Here is a 14421-nt window from a genome sequence, read left to right on the forward strand (position 1 = left end):
ATGTACATGGCTTAACGGGAGAGTGCAGAGTCGTCCGCGTCCGGCACCACGGCACGCGCTCGAAGGGACGACTCATGGCACTCTCCCGTTCGGCACGTTGGGGGGCCCTCGCGACAGCGGCGGCCTCCTTCCTCGTCATCGCCGCTTCCTCCGCCCCCACCCCGGGCGCCGACGGAATCGGCGACGCCTACTTCCCGCAGCTCGGCAACGGCGGCTTCGACGCCCGGCACTACGACCTCTCCCTCGCCTACGATCCCGACACCGACCGGCTCGACGGCCGTACGACGATCACCGCCCGCGCCACCCAGAACCTCTCGTCCTTCGATCTGGACCTTCAGAAACTGGAGGTCACCCGGGTCGAAGTGGACGGCAGGAGAGCGCAGTTCACCCGCGCCGGCGACGAGATCCGCATCACCCCGCGCGGGGCGGTCCGCAAGGGGCGCACCTTCGAGGTGAGCGTCACCTACGGCGGCGTCCCCGAACCCCTGGGCGGCCCCATCGTCTTCGGGTCCTCCTACGGGTGGATGAAGACGACGGACGGCGTCTTCGTGGCCTGCGAGCCCAACGCCGCCTCCACCTGGTTCCCCTCCAGCGACCACCCCTCGGACAAGGCCTCCTACGACATCCGGATCAAGGCGCCCCGGGGCCTGACCGCGGTCTCCAACGGCCGGCTGGTCTCCACGTACGACAAGGGCTCCTCGACCTACACGCACTGGCGCGAGACCAGGCCCATGGCCACGTATCTCGCGACCGCCACCATCGGCAGGTTCGACGTGAGGACCGGGACGACGCCCGGCGGCACCCCGATCTACGTCGCGATCGACCCCGTGCTCGCGAACAGCAACAGCGTCGACGTGTACGGCGTCACCGCCGCCGCCACCGACTACTGGTCGAAGGTCTTCGGCCCGTATCCCTTCGAGGAGACCGGCGCGATCGTCGACGACATGCCGCAGGCCGGCTTCTCCCTGGAGGTGCAGTCCAAGCCGGCTTACTCGGCCGTGCGCAACGAGTCCACGATCGTGCACGAGCTGGCCCACCAGTGGTTCGGCGACTCCGTTTCGGTGGCTCGCTGGAAGGACATCTGGCTCAACGAGGGCTTCGCCACCTACGCCCAGTGGCTGTGGGCCGAGCACCAGGGCACCCGCTCGGCGCACGACTCCTTCCTGGCCGGCTACAACGCCCGCCCCGCCGACAACGCCTTCTGGCAGACGCTGGTGGGAGACCCCCAGCGCGACACCATGTTCGCCTCCGCCGTCTACCAGCGCGGGGCGATGACCTTGCAGGTCCTGCGCGAGCGGATCGGCGACAAGGCGTTCTTCAGGCTGCTCCCGGCCTGGACCGGGCTGCACCGCCATGGCAACGCGAACACCGCCGAATTCATCCGCCTCGCCGAGAAGATCTCCAAACGACAGCTCGACGACCTCTTCCAGACCTGGCTCTTCACACCGGGCAAACCGTCCCTGTGAGGCTGGGTCGCCTTGTAATGTAAGGCAACGGTCGGGTGCTGGGTGAGAATGTAGGGGTGCTCCAGCAAATCTTCAGCCCCTCCGTCCAGCACACGCTCGATCTGGTCGGCATCTTCGTCTTCGCCATCTCGGGCGCGCTGCTGGCCGTCCGCAAGAACTTCGACGTGTTCGGCATCGCCATGCTCGCCGAGGTCACGGCGCTGGGCGGCGGCGTGTTCCGGGACCTGGTGATCGGGGCGGTGCCCCCGGCCGCCTTCACCGACCTGGGGTACTTCCTCACGCCGCTGCTCGCCGCCCTGCTGGTCGTCTTCCTCCACCCCCAGGTGGAGCGCATCCAGCTGGGGGTCAACGTCTTCGACGCGGCGGGCCTCGGCCTGTTCTGCGTCACGGGGACGACGAAGGCCTACGCCTACGGGCTGAACCTGACCGCGTCGGCCGCCCTCGGGATCGCCACCGCCGTCGGCGGCGGTGTGCTGCGCGACGTGCTGGCCAACGAGGTGCCCTCGCTGCTGCGCTGGGACCGCGACCTGTACGCGGTCCCCGCGATGGCCGGCGCCGCCATGGTGGCGCTGTGCATCCGCTACGACGTGCTCACCCCGCTGGCCAGCGGGGTGGCCGCGGTCACCGCTTTCGTCCTGCGGTTGCTCGCGATGCGCTTCCACTGGCGAGCTCCGCGCGCTTGGAACCGCCGCTCGACGGTGCGTGAGGAGTAGGACCCTTCCCGTCGACGACCGCGCGCTGGCCCATCTGCGTCGTCAGCCAGCGGAACGCCGGCACCACCTGCGGCCGCCACAGCCCCATGGTGTGCCCGCCCGCGTTGCGCGGGATGTACACGACGTGCACGGTGGTCGGGGCCTTGGCCTCCTGGCGCAGGGCCATGGCCGCCTCGTAGCCGTCGTGCGGCTGGCCGGACAGGTAGAGCGCCACCGGCGGCGGGGAGAGCGCCTTGCGCAGCAGCAGGTACGGGTTGTTCGCCCGGCGCAGGCCCGTGTCCTGGGCGGCGAGCGAGTCGCGCTCGACCACCGGGTCGTTGTACCCGGACAGGCTCACGGCCGCCCGGTAGCGGTCCGGGTGCGCGACGGCGAGCTTGGTCGCGCAGTGACCGCCCGCCGAGTACCCGGCCACCGCCCAGCCCTTGGGTGCGGGCAGGGCCCGGAAGTTGTCCTTGACCATCTTCGGCACGTCGACGCTGAGCCAGGTGTCGGCGTTGACGGTGCCGGCGACGTTGGCGCAGCCGGTGTCCACGCCCGGCAGCAGGGTGGTGCGCGGGGCGACCAGGATGAAGGGCGCGATCTTGCCGTCGCGCATCAGCGGGGCCAGCTGCTCGTGCACGTGGAGCGTGCCGTACCAGGTCTTGGCGGAGCCCGGGTAACCCGGCAGCAGCTCCACGACGGGGAAGGCGCGGTGCTTGTAGGCCGGATCGTCGTACTGCGGGGGCAGCCAGACGTAGACCTCGGCGTTGACGCCGGAGACCCGGCCCTGCACCTGGGTGACGCGCACCCCGCCGGCCGCGTGCATCCCCGGGCCCTCGGCCTGGGTGAACTTCTGTCTCACCCGCGGCAGCCGGTCCAGGGCGATGCCGCCGGTGCCGTCCGCGCCGAGGTCGGCGGCCTGCTGCACGTGGGTGCCGGTGCCCAGGAGGTCGGCCCAGGTGTCGTACAGGCCGTTGGAGTTGTTGACCAGGACGAAGACCAGGCCCACGGCCGTGGTCTGGGCGAACAGCAGCATCATGACCCGGGCCGCGGCGCGCAGGATCCGCGGCCCGCGCAGTCGCGACCACAGCAGCAGCGGCAGCACGACGGCGACGGCGGACAGCGCGATCAGGGTGTAGAGGAACGGAGTCCCGGTGAGGCTCATGCCCTAGCAGAGGGAAAACGAGGCGTCGAGGTTACGGACGAGTTCGGACACTTACCAAGAAATTGCAGTCGCGGGCTGAGGACTCGTCCGTACGGGCGCATAAAAAGCTACCGCTTAGTAATCAAGTGTTGTACCGTGCAGCCATGGCAGAAGCAGCTACGGCGACGGTCCGGCGGGCCACCGTCGGGGACAGCGAGTTCGACCGGGACACCGCGCTCACCCGCCGCGAGCCCGGCGTGTACGACATCGACCTGTCGGCCGGCTGGACGATCATCAGCGCGGTCAACGGCGGCTACCTCCTCGCGATCCTCGGGCGCGCGCTCGCGGACGCCCTGCCGCACGGCGACCCGTTCACGATCTCCGCGCACTACCTGACCGCCTCCCAGCCCGGCCCGGCGGTGGTCCGCACGGACGTGGTCCGCACCGGCCGCACCCTGTCCACCGGCCAGGCCTCGCTCCTTCAGTACGACGAGCGGGGCGAGGAGGTCGAGCGGATCCGCGTCCTCGCCTCCTACGGCGACCTGGACGCGCTGCCGGACGACGTCCGCACCACGGCGACGCCGCCCGTGATCCCGCCGATCGAGCAGTGCTTCGGCCCGGAGGACGGGCCGGCGCCGGTCGACGGCAGTTCCGCCATCACCGACCGCCTGATGCTCAAGCTCGACCCCTCCACGCTCGGCTGGGCCCTCGGACAGCCCTCCGGCAAGGGGGAGATGCGGGCCTGGTTCGGCCTGAAGGACGGCCGCGACCACGACCCGCTGTCCCTCCTCCTCGCCGTGGACGCGCTGCCGCCCACCGCCTTCGAGATCGGCCTGCGCGGCTGGGTCCCCACCGTCGAGCTGACGGTGCACGTCCGCTGCCGTCCGGCCCCGGGGCCGCTGCGCGTGTCCATCACCACCCGCAACCTCGCGGGCGGATTCCTGGAGGAGGACGCCGAGGTCTGGGACAGCGCGGACCGGCTGGTCGCCCAGTCGCGCCAGCTGGCCCGGGTCCGGCTCGGCTGACCGGTTCCCGCGCGGGCTCCCGGGCCGCACTCCCGGGTGAACTCCTCGGCCGGTGAGGAGACTTGGGGTGCCCTTTGCCCCGTGGACAGGCCGCGCACAGAGCGTGCCCAGGGCGCTCCTGGGCGCCGGTGGTCGAGTTCGGCTTCAGGTTCTCCTCATCCTCCCTGGAGCTGTCTCTCATGAAGCGTGCGCCGATGTCCGTCCGTCTCGTCCCCGCGGTGGCGCTGCTGGCGCTCTCGCCCCTCGCGCTGGCGGCCTGCGGGTCGGGCGCCTCCGCCTCCGGCGGCGCCTCCGCCCAGCAGTCCTGCCGGCCGCCCTCGGGCGACCCCACGGGCGCGCCGAGCGGCGCGCTTTCGGGGGCTCCGAGCGGGGCTCCGTCCGGCGTGCCGACCGGCGCGGCGGCCTCGGGCCGGCCCCCGGGCACGCCGACAACCGTGCCGACAGCCGTGCCGACGGGTGTGCCCACGGGTGCGGCGAGCGGTGGTCCCGGCGGCGGCGCGGGCGGAGGGCAGGGCGGTCCGGGCGGGGGCCGGGACGGCGGCTGCGGCGGCCCGGACGGCGGCGGCCGGAGCGGCGGGCAGGGTCAGCAGGCCCAGCAGGGCTGACCGGCGGGCCGTCCCCCGGCCGGGCGGTTCCTTCATCGGGCGGTGGCGCAGGGCCATGCCTTCACCGAGCCGTCTCCTCACCAGGCGGTCTCTTCACCGGGCGGCGCACTCGCGGGACGGGTGCGCCGCCCGGCGCGTCCGCGCGGTGCGTGCCGGGCGGGGCAGTGCGCCGAGATCGTGCCAGGGCCGGGGCCGGGGCCGGCGACGGACATGCGGCTGAGACGACGGGCGAAGGCCGGGCGGGCGCAGGGTGGGGCGCTCCCGGTCCCGTCGGCCGGTACGGGGTGCTCCCCGGTCCCGTCGGCCGGTTCGGGGCGCCCCCGCTCCGGCCGGCCGGCCGGTTCTCAGTCCAGCCAGTGGTGGCGGCCGATGCTGATGAGCCGCATCTGGCGCGTCGCGAGCAGGCTCACCCGCTCGCGGTCCTCCGGCGAGGCCTCCAGCGCCTCCAGGAACAGCGAGGCCGTGATGAGCATCTGGTCGACGTAGAGGTGCGCGAGCATCAGGAGGTCGTCGTCGCTCCACCCCCGCGCCTGCGCGTCCTTGGCCAGCTCGGCCTTCACCTCGTCGGCGAAGCGGCCCAGTTGGTCGCGGATCGCCTCCCGGACGGGCTGAACCCCGCCATGTCGTTCCCGGGCGATGAAACGGACGTGTGCGGGGTACGCGGTGACGTGACCGGCTATCAACTCGACAGCGCGCTCGATGCGTTCGCCGCTGGACTCGGCGGACGTCACCGTGGTCCGGATCATCGGGTGCAGGCTGCCCAGCGCCTCCTCGACCAGGGCCACGCCGAGATCCGCGGTGGAGCGGAAGTGGCGGTAGAAGGCGGTCGGGGCGACCCCGACGGCGCGGGTGACCTCGCGCAGACCCAGGCTGCTCAGGCTCTGCTCCTCCAGCAGCGCCAGCGCCGCGTCCATGAGGGCCTGCCGGGTCTTCTGCTTCTGGGCCTGCCGGACGCCGAGAGTGTGACTCATGTCATCCAGTTAACAACTGTTCTCCGGAATTGAAAAGCCGGGGAACGCGCTAGACTCAAGAGTCAGTGAACAAGTGTAACCACAAGTGTTCACCCAAACTTCACGGAGGGGGATCCGATCCCATGCTGTTCCTCGTCGCCGCACTGCTTCTGCTAGGCGTCGTCATGGGCACCGTCGCCCACGCGCCGTTCGCCTTCACCGCCGTCGCCGCCGCCGTGATCGCCGCCTGGCTCGGCATCTTCGCGCTCCGCGAGCGCCACGGCCGCCGGCACACCCCGACCCGCTGACCGCCCCGCCCACCGACAGGAGTCGACCGACCATGCAACTCACCGCACCGGCCACCCGCCGCACCGGAGTCCGCGACGCAGACGGCATGGCCGTCGCGTCGTTCATCCTCGGCCTGCTCGGCCTGCTCGTGCTCAACGTCTTCCTCGGCCCGGTCGCCATCGTCCTGGCGGCGGCGGCCCTGTGGCGTGGCACGGCCCGCCGCGGCCGCGCCTACCTCGGCCTCGCGCTGGGCGTCGCCGACCTGCTGGTCCTGGCCGCGTTCATGCAGGCGGACTCGACCATCTCCTGGAGCTTCTGACCGCCGCGTCCACCTGGCATCGAGGCGCGCCGCCGCACCCCCGTAGAATCGGGGCCACCATGGCATACCTCGACCACGCCGCGACCACGCCGATGCTCCCCGAGGCGGTCGAGGCACTCACCGCGCACCTGGGCGTCACCGGCAACGCCTCCTCCCTGCACGCGGCCGGACGACGGGCTCGCCGCACGGTCGAGGAAGCCCGTGAGGCGCTCGCCGAAGCGCTCGGAGCCCGCCCCAGCGAGGTCGTTCTCACCTCCGGCGGCACCGAGGCCGACAACCTCGCGGTCAAGGGCCTGTACTGGTCCCGGCGCGACGCGGACCCGGCCCGCACCCGGGTCCTGGCCAGCCCCGTCGAGCACCACGCGGTCCTCGACGCCGTGCACTGGCTGGGCGAGCACGAGGGCGCCACGATCGAGTACCTGCCGGTCGACTCCTACGGGAGGGTCCACCCCGACGCCCTGCGCGAGGCCCTCGCCCGCAACCCCCACGACGTCGCGCTGGCCACCGTCATGTGGGCGAACAACGAGATCGGCACGGTCCTGCCGGTCCGTGAACTGGCCGACGTCGCGGCCGAGTTCGGGGTGCCCCTGCACGCGGACGCCGTCCAGGCCTTCGGTCAGGTCCCCGTCGACTTCGCCGCCTCCGGCCTCGCCGCGATGACCGTCTCCGGCCACAAGATCGGGGGCCCCTACGGCATCGGCGCCCTCCTCCTCGGCCGTGAGCACACCCCCGTGCCCGTCCTGCACGGCGGCGGCCAGGAGCGCCATGTGCGCTCCGGCACCCTGGACGTCCCCGCGATCGCCGCGTTCGCCGTCGCCGGCAGCCTCGCCGCCGAGCAGCGCGAGTGGTTCGCCCGTGAGATCGGCGCCCTGCGGGACGGCCTGATCGACGCGGTCCGTGCCGCCGTGCCGGACGCGATCCTCGGCGGCGACCCCGTCGACCGGCTCCCGGCCAACGCCCACTTCACCTTCCCGGGCTGCGAGGGCGACTCCCTGCTGCTGCTGCTCGACGCGCAGGGCATCGAGTGCTCCACCGGTTCGGCCTGCACCGCGGGCGTCGCCCAGCCCAGCCACGTCCTGCTCGCCACCGGCGTCGACCCCGAGCTGGCCCGCGGCACCCTGCGCTTCTCGCTCGGCCACACCTCCACGCAGGCCGACGTCGAGGCGGTCGCCAAGGCCATCGGCCCCGCGGTGGAGCGGGCCCGGGCGGCGGGACGGGAACCGGTCAGGAATGGAGAAGCCCCGCCGGCCGCCCGGCCCCTAGCGTTGCGTACATGGCCACCACCGCTTCCACCACAGCCCGCACGAGCCTCGCGTCCGTCACCCTCGAGGTGGCCGACCCCGAGGCCGCCCGCCGCTTCTACCGCGCCTTCGGCGTGGACGCGCACGTACACCTGCGGGCGGCCGGGACGCACCCGACCGGATTCCGCGGCTTCACCCTCGCGCTCACGGTGTCCGGCCCGGCCACCGTCGACGCCTTCGTCGCCGCCGCCGTCGAGGCCGGCGCCACGGTGCTGAAGCCCGCCGCCAAGTCGCTGTGGGGGTACGGCGGCGTCGTCCAGGCCCCCGACGGGACGATCTGGAAGATCGCGACCTCCGCCAAGAAGGACACCGGACCCGCCACCCGCGAGATCGACGAGTTCGTCCTGCTGCTCGGCGTCGAGGACGTCAAGGCCACCAAGCAGTACTACGTGGGCCGGGGGCTGACCGTCGCCAAGAGCTTCGGCGGCAAGTACGCCGAGTTCGCCTCCGCGCCGGCCGGCGCCGTGAAGCTGGCCCTGTACAAGCGCACCGCGCTGGCCAAGGACCTCGGCGTCCCCGCCGACGGCTCCGGCCCGCGCGGCATCGTGCTCGGGAGCAGCGCCGGCGACGCCTTCACCGACCCCGACGGGTTCGCCTGGGAGGCCGCCGCGCCGCCCGCCCCCACGCCGTCCTGACGCCCGCTCCCGCACCCCGCACCGCCCCCGCACCGCGCTCCTCGAGAGGAACCGCCATGTCGTCCACGTCGTCGCCCGCCGAGAAGCACGAGGTCTTCACCGCAGAGGAGCGGGCCGCGATGAAGGAGCACGCGCGCGAGCAGAAGACGGCGGCGGCGCGCCGGGGGGCCTCCCGGGCGGACAAGGAGGCCGCGGCCGAGCGGGACGTCCTCGCGAAGATCGCCGAGATGCCGGAGGAGGACCGGGACCTCGCCGAGCGGATCCACGAGATCGTCAGGGCCGCGGCTCCCGGCCTCGCGCCGAAGCTCTGGTACGGGATGCCCGCGTACGCCGACGACGGCAAGGTCGTCTGCCACTTCCAGGGCGCGCACAAGTTCACCTCCCGCTACGCCACCCTCGGCTTCGGCGACCGGGCGGCGCTCGACGAGGGCGCGATGTGGCCGACCGCCTACGCCGTCACGAAGCTGACCGCGGCCGACGAGGAGATCATCGCCGCCCTCGTGCGCCGGGCGGTGGGCTGACGCCGGCCGGGGCACGCCCCACCGTGCGGGCCCGGCGGCCCTGTGCGGCCGTCAGGCGGTCGCGGCGTGCGCCCGCGTGACGAGCCGCAGATACCGGTCCCAGTCCCAGTGCTCGCCGGGATCGGTGTGATCGGTGCCCGGCACCTCCACGTGCCCGATGATGTGCTCGCGGTCCACGGGTATGCCGTAGCGCCGGCAGACCGCGGCCGCCAGCCGGGCGGACGCCGCGTACATCGCGTCCGTGAAGTCCTGCGGCCGGTCCACGAAGCCCTCGTGCTCGATGCCGACGCTGCGCTCGTTGTAGGAGCGGTTGCCCGCGTGGTACGCGACGTCGAGCTCGCGGACCATCTGCGTGACGCGACCGTCCTTGCCGACGATGTAGTGCGCGGCCGCCCTGTGCCCCGGGTCCTCGAACGCCTTCACCGCGCTGCCGAGGTCGCCCTGCGTGACATGGACGACGACCCGGTCGACGTCGTAGTCGTCCGGCCGGTCCGCCCAGCGGAAGTTCGCCTCGGACGCCGCCACCCACCGCGCGCCCCGAAAGTCCACCGCGCCCTCCACCCGCGCCTTGCGCACGCCCGGCAGGCGCCAGTACAGCCGCGCCAGCTCGTCCCGCGCGAGCACGCCCGTGCCGATGGCGGCCGCCGCCCCGCCGATCAGCAGCGCGCGCCGCCCGATGCGCCGGTCGGAGTCGCTCTTGCCGTCCCCCATGTCCGTGCCCTTCCTCGCCCCTCGAGATCGTCAACGGATACGCGCGGGCCCCGGTTCCCGGCGACCCGTACCCTGGAAGGGTTATGACTGAGACCTCGCCGCGCCCCCGCCCCCTTCGCGTACTCGCCGCCATGTCCGGCGGAGTGGACTCCGCCGTCGCCGCCGCCCGCGCCGCCGAAGCCGGCCACGACGTGACCGGCGTCCACCTCGCGCTCTCCGCGAACCCGCAGTCGTTCCGCACGGGCGCCCGGGGCTGCTGCACCATCGAGGACTCCCGTGACGCCCGCCGCGCCGCCGACGTCATCGGCATCCCGTTCTACGTGTGGGACCTCGCCGACCGCTTCCGCGAGGACGTCGTGGAGGACTTCGTCGCCGAGTACGAGGCCGGCCGCACGCCCAACCCCTGCCTGCGCTGCAACGAGAAGATCAAGTTCGCCGCGCTCCTCGACAAGGCCCTCGCGCTGGGCTTCGACGCGGTGTGCACCGGCCACTACGCGAAGGTGGTCGTCGGCGAGGACGGCGTGCGCGAACTGCACCGCGCCTCCGACATGGCCAAGGACCAGAGTTACGTCCTCGGCGTGCTGGACGACCGCCAGCTCGCCCACGCGCTGTTCCCGCTCGGCGACACCGTGACGACGAAGGACGAGATCCGCGCGGAGGCCGAGCGCCGGGGCCTGGCGGTGGCCAAGAAGCCCGACTCCCACGACATCTGCTTCATCGCCGACGGCGACACCCAGGGCTTCCTCGCGAACCGCCTCGGCAAGGCGCAGGGCGACATCGTCGACGAGTCCGGCACGAAGGTCGGCACCCACGAGGGCGCGTACGGCTTCACCATCGGCCAGCGCAAGGGCCTGCGCATCGGCACCCCGGCCGCCGACGGCAAGCCCCGCTACGTCCTCGACATCTCCCCGGTCGACAACACGGTGACCGTGGGCCCGGCCGCCGCCCTGGACGTGACCGGCCTGACGGCGATCCGGCCCCGCTGGTGCGGCGCCGCCCCGGCCGGCCCCGGCACCTACACGGCGCAACTGCGCGCCCACGGCGGCGAGACCGAGGTGAGCGCCGAACTCGTCGACGGCCGCCTGGAGGTCGCCTTCACCGAGCCGGTCCGGGGCGTGGCCCCCGGCCAGGCGATCGTGCTGTACGACGGCACGCGCGTGGTGGGCTCGGCGACGATCGCGTCCACGGTGCGCGCGGCGGCCCCGGTGGCCTGACCGTCAGTCGCGGCGGCCGCCGAAGAACTCCGCCAGCACCGGCGCGAGGACGGCCGGGTCGACCATGTGGGTCTGGCCCTCCAGCGTCCGGTACGCGCCGTCCGGGACCGCGTCCGCGACGGTGCGCACGGCCTCCTGGAGCCAGGGCGGACTGGCCCCGCCCGCGACGGCCAGCACCGGGACGCCGACCGACGCCAGCCGTTTCCGGGGCGGCCGCCCGTCGCCCATGACCGCGTCGTCGTAGGCGAGGGTCGGCGCGACGGCCTCCATCCCCGCCCACATGGGCGAGCGCCGGGCGCCCTGGATCATCTCCTCGGCCAGCCCGGTCAGGCGCAGGAACAGCTCGACGGCGTCACCGCGCCGGTCCTGCGCGAGCGCCTCGGTGAGGTGCGCGGTGTACTCGGCGCGCCCCCGCGCGGCCTCGTCGTCGAGGGCGAACGGCGTCTCGTAGACGGCCACCCGGCTCACCGGCAGCCCGGCGGCCGCCGCCTCCAGCGCCAGGGCGCCGCCCGACGAGACGCCGTACAGCGCGGCCTCTCCGCCCACCGCCTCGATCAGCGCCGCCAGGTCCTCGACCTCGCGCCCGACGGCGTACGGCGCCGTGTCACCGCTCTCGCCGCGGCCCCTGCGGTCGTACCGCACGGCGGTGAAGCCGTCCGCGAGCAGGCCGGCCAGGGGCGCCATGGTGCCGCCCGTGGACATCGCCCCGCTCACCAGGATGACCGCGGGGCCCCGGCCGGTGCTCTCGTACGCGAGTTCGGTGCCGTCGCGGGAAACAGTCTTCTTGTCCATGCTCATGCAGACTGCCGCACGGCACCGCACTCATCGGCCTACGACACCTCCGTCGGCACGACTTCCACTTCGTAGAAGCAGAGATGGTCCTTGATCTCGGCGACGTCCTCCTTCGGGTCGGGGTAGGCCCAGACGAGGTCCGCCGCGTCCGGGAGCGACCAGTAGGACGCCGTGCCCTTGAAGGGACAGAACGTGTGGGTGTCGGAGGGGGTGAGGAGGTCGAGCCGTACGTCCTCGGCGGGGATGTAGTACCGCACGGGACAGCCGGTCTCGCGCAGCGCGAGCGCCCGGTCGGTCTCGGCGAGCACGTGGTCCTCGTGGACGACCCTGATGCGCCGGTCGTCCCGCTCGATCGTGATCGTGTGTCCGTTGGCCATACCGGAACAGCACGCGCGGGCCCCCGGTTCTTCCCGCGTACCGTGGCCGCATGCGTATCTGCGTCTTCCTCTCCGCCGCCGACCTCGACGACCGCTACACCGGCCCCGCGCGCGATTTCGCCGAACTCCTCGGCAAGGGCGGCCACACCCTGGTGTGGGGCGGTTCCGACGTCGGCCTGATGAAGGTGGTCGCCGACGGCGTGCAGGAGGCCGGCGGGCGGCTGTGCGGGGTGTCGGTGGGCTTCCTCGCGACCACCGCGCGGGCCGGGGCCGACGAGATGGTGATCGCGGCCGACCTCGCCGAGCGAAAGCGGCTGCTGCTGGAGAAGTCCGACGCCGTGGTGATCATGGTGGGCGGCACCGGAACCCTCGACGAGGCGACCGAGATCCTGGAGCTGAAGAAGCACGGACACACCGACAAGCCGGTCGTCCTGCTGAACACCGCCGGCTTCTACGACGGGCTCAAGACGCAGTTCCGGCGCATGGAGGACGAGGGCTTCCTGCCCCGGCCCCTCGCCGACCTGGTGTTCTTCGCCGAGGAGCCGGTGGGCGCGCTGGCCTGGCTGGAGGAGAGCCAGGGCATCGGGTGACCCGGCGGTGATGCGAGCATGGCGGGCATGGCTACACATGTGATCACCGGAGCGGGCTCCGGCATCGGCGCGGCGGTCGCCCGTCGCCTGCACGCGCGCGGGGACGACCTCGTGCTGCACGCGCGCGACGCGGGCCGTGCGAAGGAGCTGGCGGCGGTCTTCCCCGGCGCGCGCACGCTCGTCGGCGACCTGGCCGACCCCGACAAACTGAGCTGGGCCTTCTCCCACCAGAGCCTCCCCGGCCGGGTGGACGGCCTGCTGCACGTCGCCGGGGTCGTCGACCTGGGCCCGGTGGGCGACCTGACCCCCAAGTCCTGGCGCCACCAGCTCAACGTCAACCTGATCGCCCCCGCCGAGCTGACCCGGCACTTCCTGCCCCAGCTGCGCGCGGCCCGCGGCCACGTGCTGTTCGTGAACTCCGGGGCGGGACTGCGGGCGAGCGCCGAATGGTCCGCCCACGCCGCCTCCAAGCACGGTCTGAAGGCGCTCGCGGACTCCCTGCGCCAGGAGGAGCACGGCAACGGCGTCCGCGTCACCTCCGTCTACCCCGGCCGCACCGCCAGCCCCATGCAGGCGAAGGTGCACCAGCAGGAGGGCAAGGAGTACGACCCGGCGGAGTGGATCGACCCCGAGTCGGTGGCGACGACGATCCTCATGGCGCTCGACCTGCCGAGGGACGCGGAGGTCAACGACCTGACGGTGCGTCCGGGCGGCTGACCCCCGCCCTCCCGGGCCCGGGAGACCCCGCGGGGGAGAAAGGCGCCGGCGCGGCTACGTAGGCTTCACCCGTGAACGCACACTTCAGCTTCGGACCCGCCACCGGCGTCGGCTCCCTGCCGGGAGGCGACGCCCGCGAGGCGGCCAGGACCGTCACCGGGTCCTTCGAGGACCTCCCGCACCTGCCCGAACTGCCCGCCCGCGGCCCCGGCGCGGACATGATCGGCCGTACCGCGGGGATGCTCGTCGAGCTGTACGCGCGCGTGGAGCCCAGCGGATGGCGGATCGGGGACCGGCCGGGCCGCGACACCAGGCGGGCCCGGTCCTGGCTGGGGGAGGACCTCGACGCCCTGGAGGAGTTCACCCAGGGCTACGAGGGACAGGTCAAGGTGCAGGCGGTCGGGCCCTGGACGCTCGCCGCCGCGCTGGAGCTGAGGAACGGCGAGGCCGCGCTCTCCGACCCCGGCGCCTGCCGCGACCTCGCCGGCTCCCTCGCCGAGGGCCTGCGCCTGCACCTCGACGACGTCCGGCGGCGCATCCCCGGCGCCGACGTGGTCCTCCAGCTCGACGAACCCTCCCTCACCGCCGTGCTCCGCGGCCACGTCCGCAGCGCCAGCGGCTACCGCACCCACCGGGGCGTCGACCGGCAGATCGTCGAGGCCGCGCTCCGGGACGTCGCCGGGGTGAACGGCGACGGGCCCGTCGTCGTCCACTCGTGCGCCCCCGACGTCCCGTTCGCCCTGCTGCGCCGGGCGGGCGCGGCGGCGGTCTCCTTCGACTTCTCGCTCCTCACCGAGCGTGACGACGACGTGATCGGCGAGGCGGTCGAGGCGGGCACCCGGCTCTTCGCCGGTGTCGTGCCGGGCGTGGACACCCCGTTGTCGGACCCTGCCGGTAGCGTCAGGGGTGTCAGGACGCTGTGGCGCAGGCTGGGGCTGCGACCGGGACTGCTCGCGGAGGCGGTCACGCTCACGCCGTCGTGCGGACTCGCGGGGGCCTCTCCCGCGTACGCCCGCCAGGCCCTCGCCCACTGCGTCCGGGCGGCGAGATCCCTCGCGGACAACCCAGAGTAAC

At 73.2% G+C, this 14421-nt stretch carries 17 protein-coding genes and 1 pseudogene; 13 read left to right on the forward strand and 5 right to left on the reverse strand.

What is annotated here, in order from left to right; genetic code table 11:
• Positions 1-74: 74 nt before the first annotated feature.
• Entirely contained in the window at positions 75-1466 is a 1392-nt protein-coding gene (locus KMS84_RS00480; RefSeq protein ID WP_256913975.1) for a M1 family metallopeptidase, read from the forward strand.
• Between the two features lie 56 nt (positions 1467-1522).
• Entirely contained in the window at positions 1523-2179 is a 657-nt protein-coding gene (locus tag KMS84_RS00485; RefSeq protein WP_256913976.1) for a trimeric intracellular cation channel family protein, read from the forward strand.
• Here KMS84_RS00485 and KMS84_RS00490 read toward each other — a convergent pair.
• Positions 2088-3323, reverse strand: coding sequence for an alpha/beta hydrolase (locus KMS84_RS00490; protein ID WP_256913977.1), 1236 nt, complete (start codon positions 3321-3323; stop codon positions 2088-2090). The two genes, KMS84_RS00485 and KMS84_RS00490, sit on opposite strands and share 92 nt — an antisense overlap.
• Positions 3324-3466: 143 nt before the next feature.
• Between KMS84_RS00490 and KMS84_RS00495 the strand changes: the two genes are divergently transcribed.
• Positions 3467-4327 (forward strand): thioesterase family protein, encoded by an 861-nt coding sequence (locus KMS84_RS00495; protein WP_256913978.1) that lies wholly within the window; start codon positions 3467-3469, stop codon positions 4325-4327.
• A gap of 179 nt (positions 4328-4506) precedes the next feature.
• The gene (locus tag KMS84_RS00500) at positions 4507-4932 is read left to right on the forward strand and encodes a hypothetical protein (protein WP_256913979.1); all 426 of its coding nucleotides are present in this window, start codon (positions 4507-4509) and stop codon (positions 4930-4932) included.
• A gap of 344 nt (positions 4933-5276) precedes the next feature.
• Here the strand turns inward: KMS84_RS00500 and KMS84_RS00505 are convergent, their stop codons facing one another.
• Complete coding sequence (locus tag KMS84_RS00505; protein ID WP_256913980.1) at positions 5277-5903, reverse strand: TetR family transcriptional regulator; 627 nt, start codon at positions 5901-5903, stop codon at positions 5277-5279.
• A gap of 122 nt (positions 5904-6025) precedes the next feature.
• Here KMS84_RS00505 and KMS84_RS00510 point away from each other — a divergent pair, with 122 nt between their 5' ends.
• The 5 genes and pseudogenes from KMS84_RS00510 (at position 6026) to KMS84_RS00530 (ending at position 8946) form a co-directional block, all read left to right on the forward strand.
• On the forward strand, positions 6026-6190 hold the full coding sequence (locus KMS84_RS00510) for a hypothetical protein (protein ID WP_256913981.1): 165 nt from the start codon (positions 6026-6028) through the stop codon (positions 6188-6190).
• Between the two features lie 32 nt (positions 6191-6222).
• On the forward strand, positions 6223-6489 hold the full coding sequence (locus tag KMS84_RS00515) for a DUF4190 domain-containing protein (protein WP_256913982.1): 267 nt from the start codon (positions 6223-6225) through the stop codon (positions 6487-6489).
• 59 nt (positions 6490-6548) lie between these two features.
• A pseudogene (locus KMS84_RS00520) lies at positions 6549-7703 on the forward strand (cysteine desulfurase family protein); the annotation flags it as partial.
• Between the two features lie 59 nt (positions 7704-7762).
• Positions 7763-8425 (forward strand): VOC family protein, encoded by a 663-nt coding sequence (locus KMS84_RS00525; RefSeq protein WP_256913983.1) that lies wholly within the window; start codon positions 7763-7765, stop codon positions 8423-8425.
• Positions 8426-8481: 56 nt separating this feature from the next.
• Positions 8482-8946 (forward strand): iron chaperone, encoded by a 465-nt coding sequence (locus KMS84_RS00530; RefSeq protein ID WP_256913984.1) that lies wholly within the window; start codon positions 8482-8484, stop codon positions 8944-8946.
• 51 nt (positions 8947-8997) lie between these two features.
• On the opposite strand, the gene KMS84_RS00535 is transcribed toward KMS84_RS00530, so the two are convergent.
• A complete protein-coding gene (locus tag KMS84_RS00535; RefSeq protein WP_256913985.1) occupies positions 8998-9657 on the reverse strand; it encodes an N-acetylmuramoyl-L-alanine amidase in 660 nt (219 codons plus the stop codon).
• An 83-nt stretch (positions 9658-9740) separates the two neighbouring features.
• On the opposite strand from KMS84_RS00535, the gene mnmA reads away from it, so the two are divergent.
• Positions 9741-10871 carry a tRNA 2-thiouridine(34) synthase MnmA gene (mnmA, locus tag KMS84_RS00540; protein WP_256913986.1) on the forward strand — a complete coding sequence of 377 codons (1131 nt, stop codon included), beginning with the start codon at positions 9741-9743 and terminating at the stop codon, positions 10869-10871.
• Positions 10872-10874: 3 nt separating this feature from the next.
• Here the strand turns inward: mnmA and KMS84_RS00545 are convergent, their stop codons facing one another.
• Complete coding sequence (locus KMS84_RS00545) at positions 10875-11663, reverse strand: alpha/beta fold hydrolase (protein WP_256913987.1); 789 nt, start codon at positions 11661-11663, stop codon at positions 10875-10877.
• A 38-nt stretch (positions 11664-11701) separates the two neighbouring features.
• Entirely contained in the window at positions 11702-12040 is a 339-nt protein-coding gene (locus KMS84_RS00550) for a DUF427 domain-containing protein (RefSeq protein ID WP_256913988.1), read from the reverse strand.
• A 50-nt stretch (positions 12041-12090) separates the two neighbouring features.
• Between KMS84_RS00550 and KMS84_RS00555 the strand changes: the two genes are divergently transcribed.
• The 3 genes from KMS84_RS00555 (at position 12091) to KMS84_RS00565 (ending at position 14420) form a co-directional block, all read left to right on the forward strand.
• Positions 12091-12630, forward strand: a complete 540-nt coding sequence (locus KMS84_RS00555; RefSeq protein WP_256913989.1) for an LOG family protein — start codon at positions 12091-12093, stop codon at positions 12628-12630.
• A gap of 18 nt (positions 12631-12648) precedes the next feature.
• Entirely contained in the window at positions 12649-13347 is a 699-nt protein-coding gene (locus tag KMS84_RS00560; protein WP_256913990.1) for an SDR family oxidoreductase, read from the forward strand.
• Between the two features lie 71 nt (positions 13348-13418).
• Positions 13419-14420 (forward strand): methionine synthase, encoded by a 1002-nt coding sequence (locus KMS84_RS00565; RefSeq protein WP_256913991.1) that lies wholly within the window; start codon positions 13419-13421, stop codon positions 14418-14420.
• The last annotated feature ends 1 nt before the right edge of the window (position 14421 follow it).

This window comes from Streptomyces hilarionis (assembly GCF_024539675.1).
GTDB classification, from domain to species: Bacteria; Actinomycetota; Actinomycetes; order Streptomycetales; family Streptomycetaceae; genus Streptomyces; species Streptomyces hilarionis.

Coding starts and splice junctions, on each gene's coding strand:
- mnmA (WP_256913986.1), top strand. CDS start 9,741: ATGACTGAGACCTCGCCGCGCCCCCGCCCCCTTCGCGTACTCGCCGCC.
- KMS84_RS00490 (WP_256913977.1), bottom strand. CDS start 3,323: ATGAGCCTCACCGGGACTCCGTTCCTCTACACCCTGATCGCGCTGTCC.
- KMS84_RS00500 (WP_256913979.1), top strand. CDS start 4,507: ATGAAGCGTGCGCCGATGTCCGTCCGTCTCGTCCCCGCGGTGGCGCTG.
- KMS84_RS00480 (WP_256913975.1), top strand. CDS start 75: ATGGCACTCTCCCGTTCGGCACGTTGGGGGGCCCTCGCGACAGCGGCG.
- KMS84_RS00505 (WP_256913980.1), bottom strand. CDS start 5,903: ATGAGTCACACTCTCGGCGTCCGGCAGGCCCAGAAGCAGAAGACCCGG.
- KMS84_RS00525 (WP_256913983.1), top strand. CDS start 7,763: ATGGCCACCACCGCTTCCACCACAGCCCGCACGAGCCTCGCGTCCGTC.
- KMS84_RS00515 (WP_256913982.1), top strand. CDS start 6,223: ATGCAACTCACCGCACCGGCCACCCGCCGCACCGGAGTCCGCGACGCA.
- KMS84_RS00560 (WP_256913990.1), top strand. CDS start 12,649: ATGGCGGGCATGGCTACACATGTGATCACCGGAGCGGGCTCCGGCATC.
- KMS84_RS00550 (WP_256913988.1), bottom strand. CDS start 12,040: ATGGCCAACGGACACACGATCACGATCGAGCGGGACGACCGGCGCATC.
- KMS84_RS00555 (WP_256913989.1), top strand. CDS start 12,091: ATGCGTATCTGCGTCTTCCTCTCCGCCGCCGACCTCGACGACCGCTAC.
- KMS84_RS00495 (WP_256913978.1), top strand. CDS start 3,467: ATGGCAGAAGCAGCTACGGCGACGGTCCGGCGGGCCACCGTCGGGGAC.
- KMS84_RS00535 (WP_256913985.1), bottom strand. CDS start 9,657: ATGGGGGACGGCAAGAGCGACTCCGACCGGCGCATCGGGCGGCGCGCG.
- KMS84_RS00530 (WP_256913984.1), top strand. CDS start 8,482: ATGTCGTCCACGTCGTCGCCCGCCGAGAAGCACGAGGTCTTCACCGCA.
- KMS84_RS00545 (WP_256913987.1), bottom strand. CDS start 11,663: ATGGACAAGAAGACTGTTTCCCGCGACGGCACCGAACTCGCGTACGAG.
- KMS84_RS00510 (WP_256913981.1), top strand. CDS start 6,026: ATGCTGTTCCTCGTCGCCGCACTGCTTCTGCTAGGCGTCGTCATGGGC.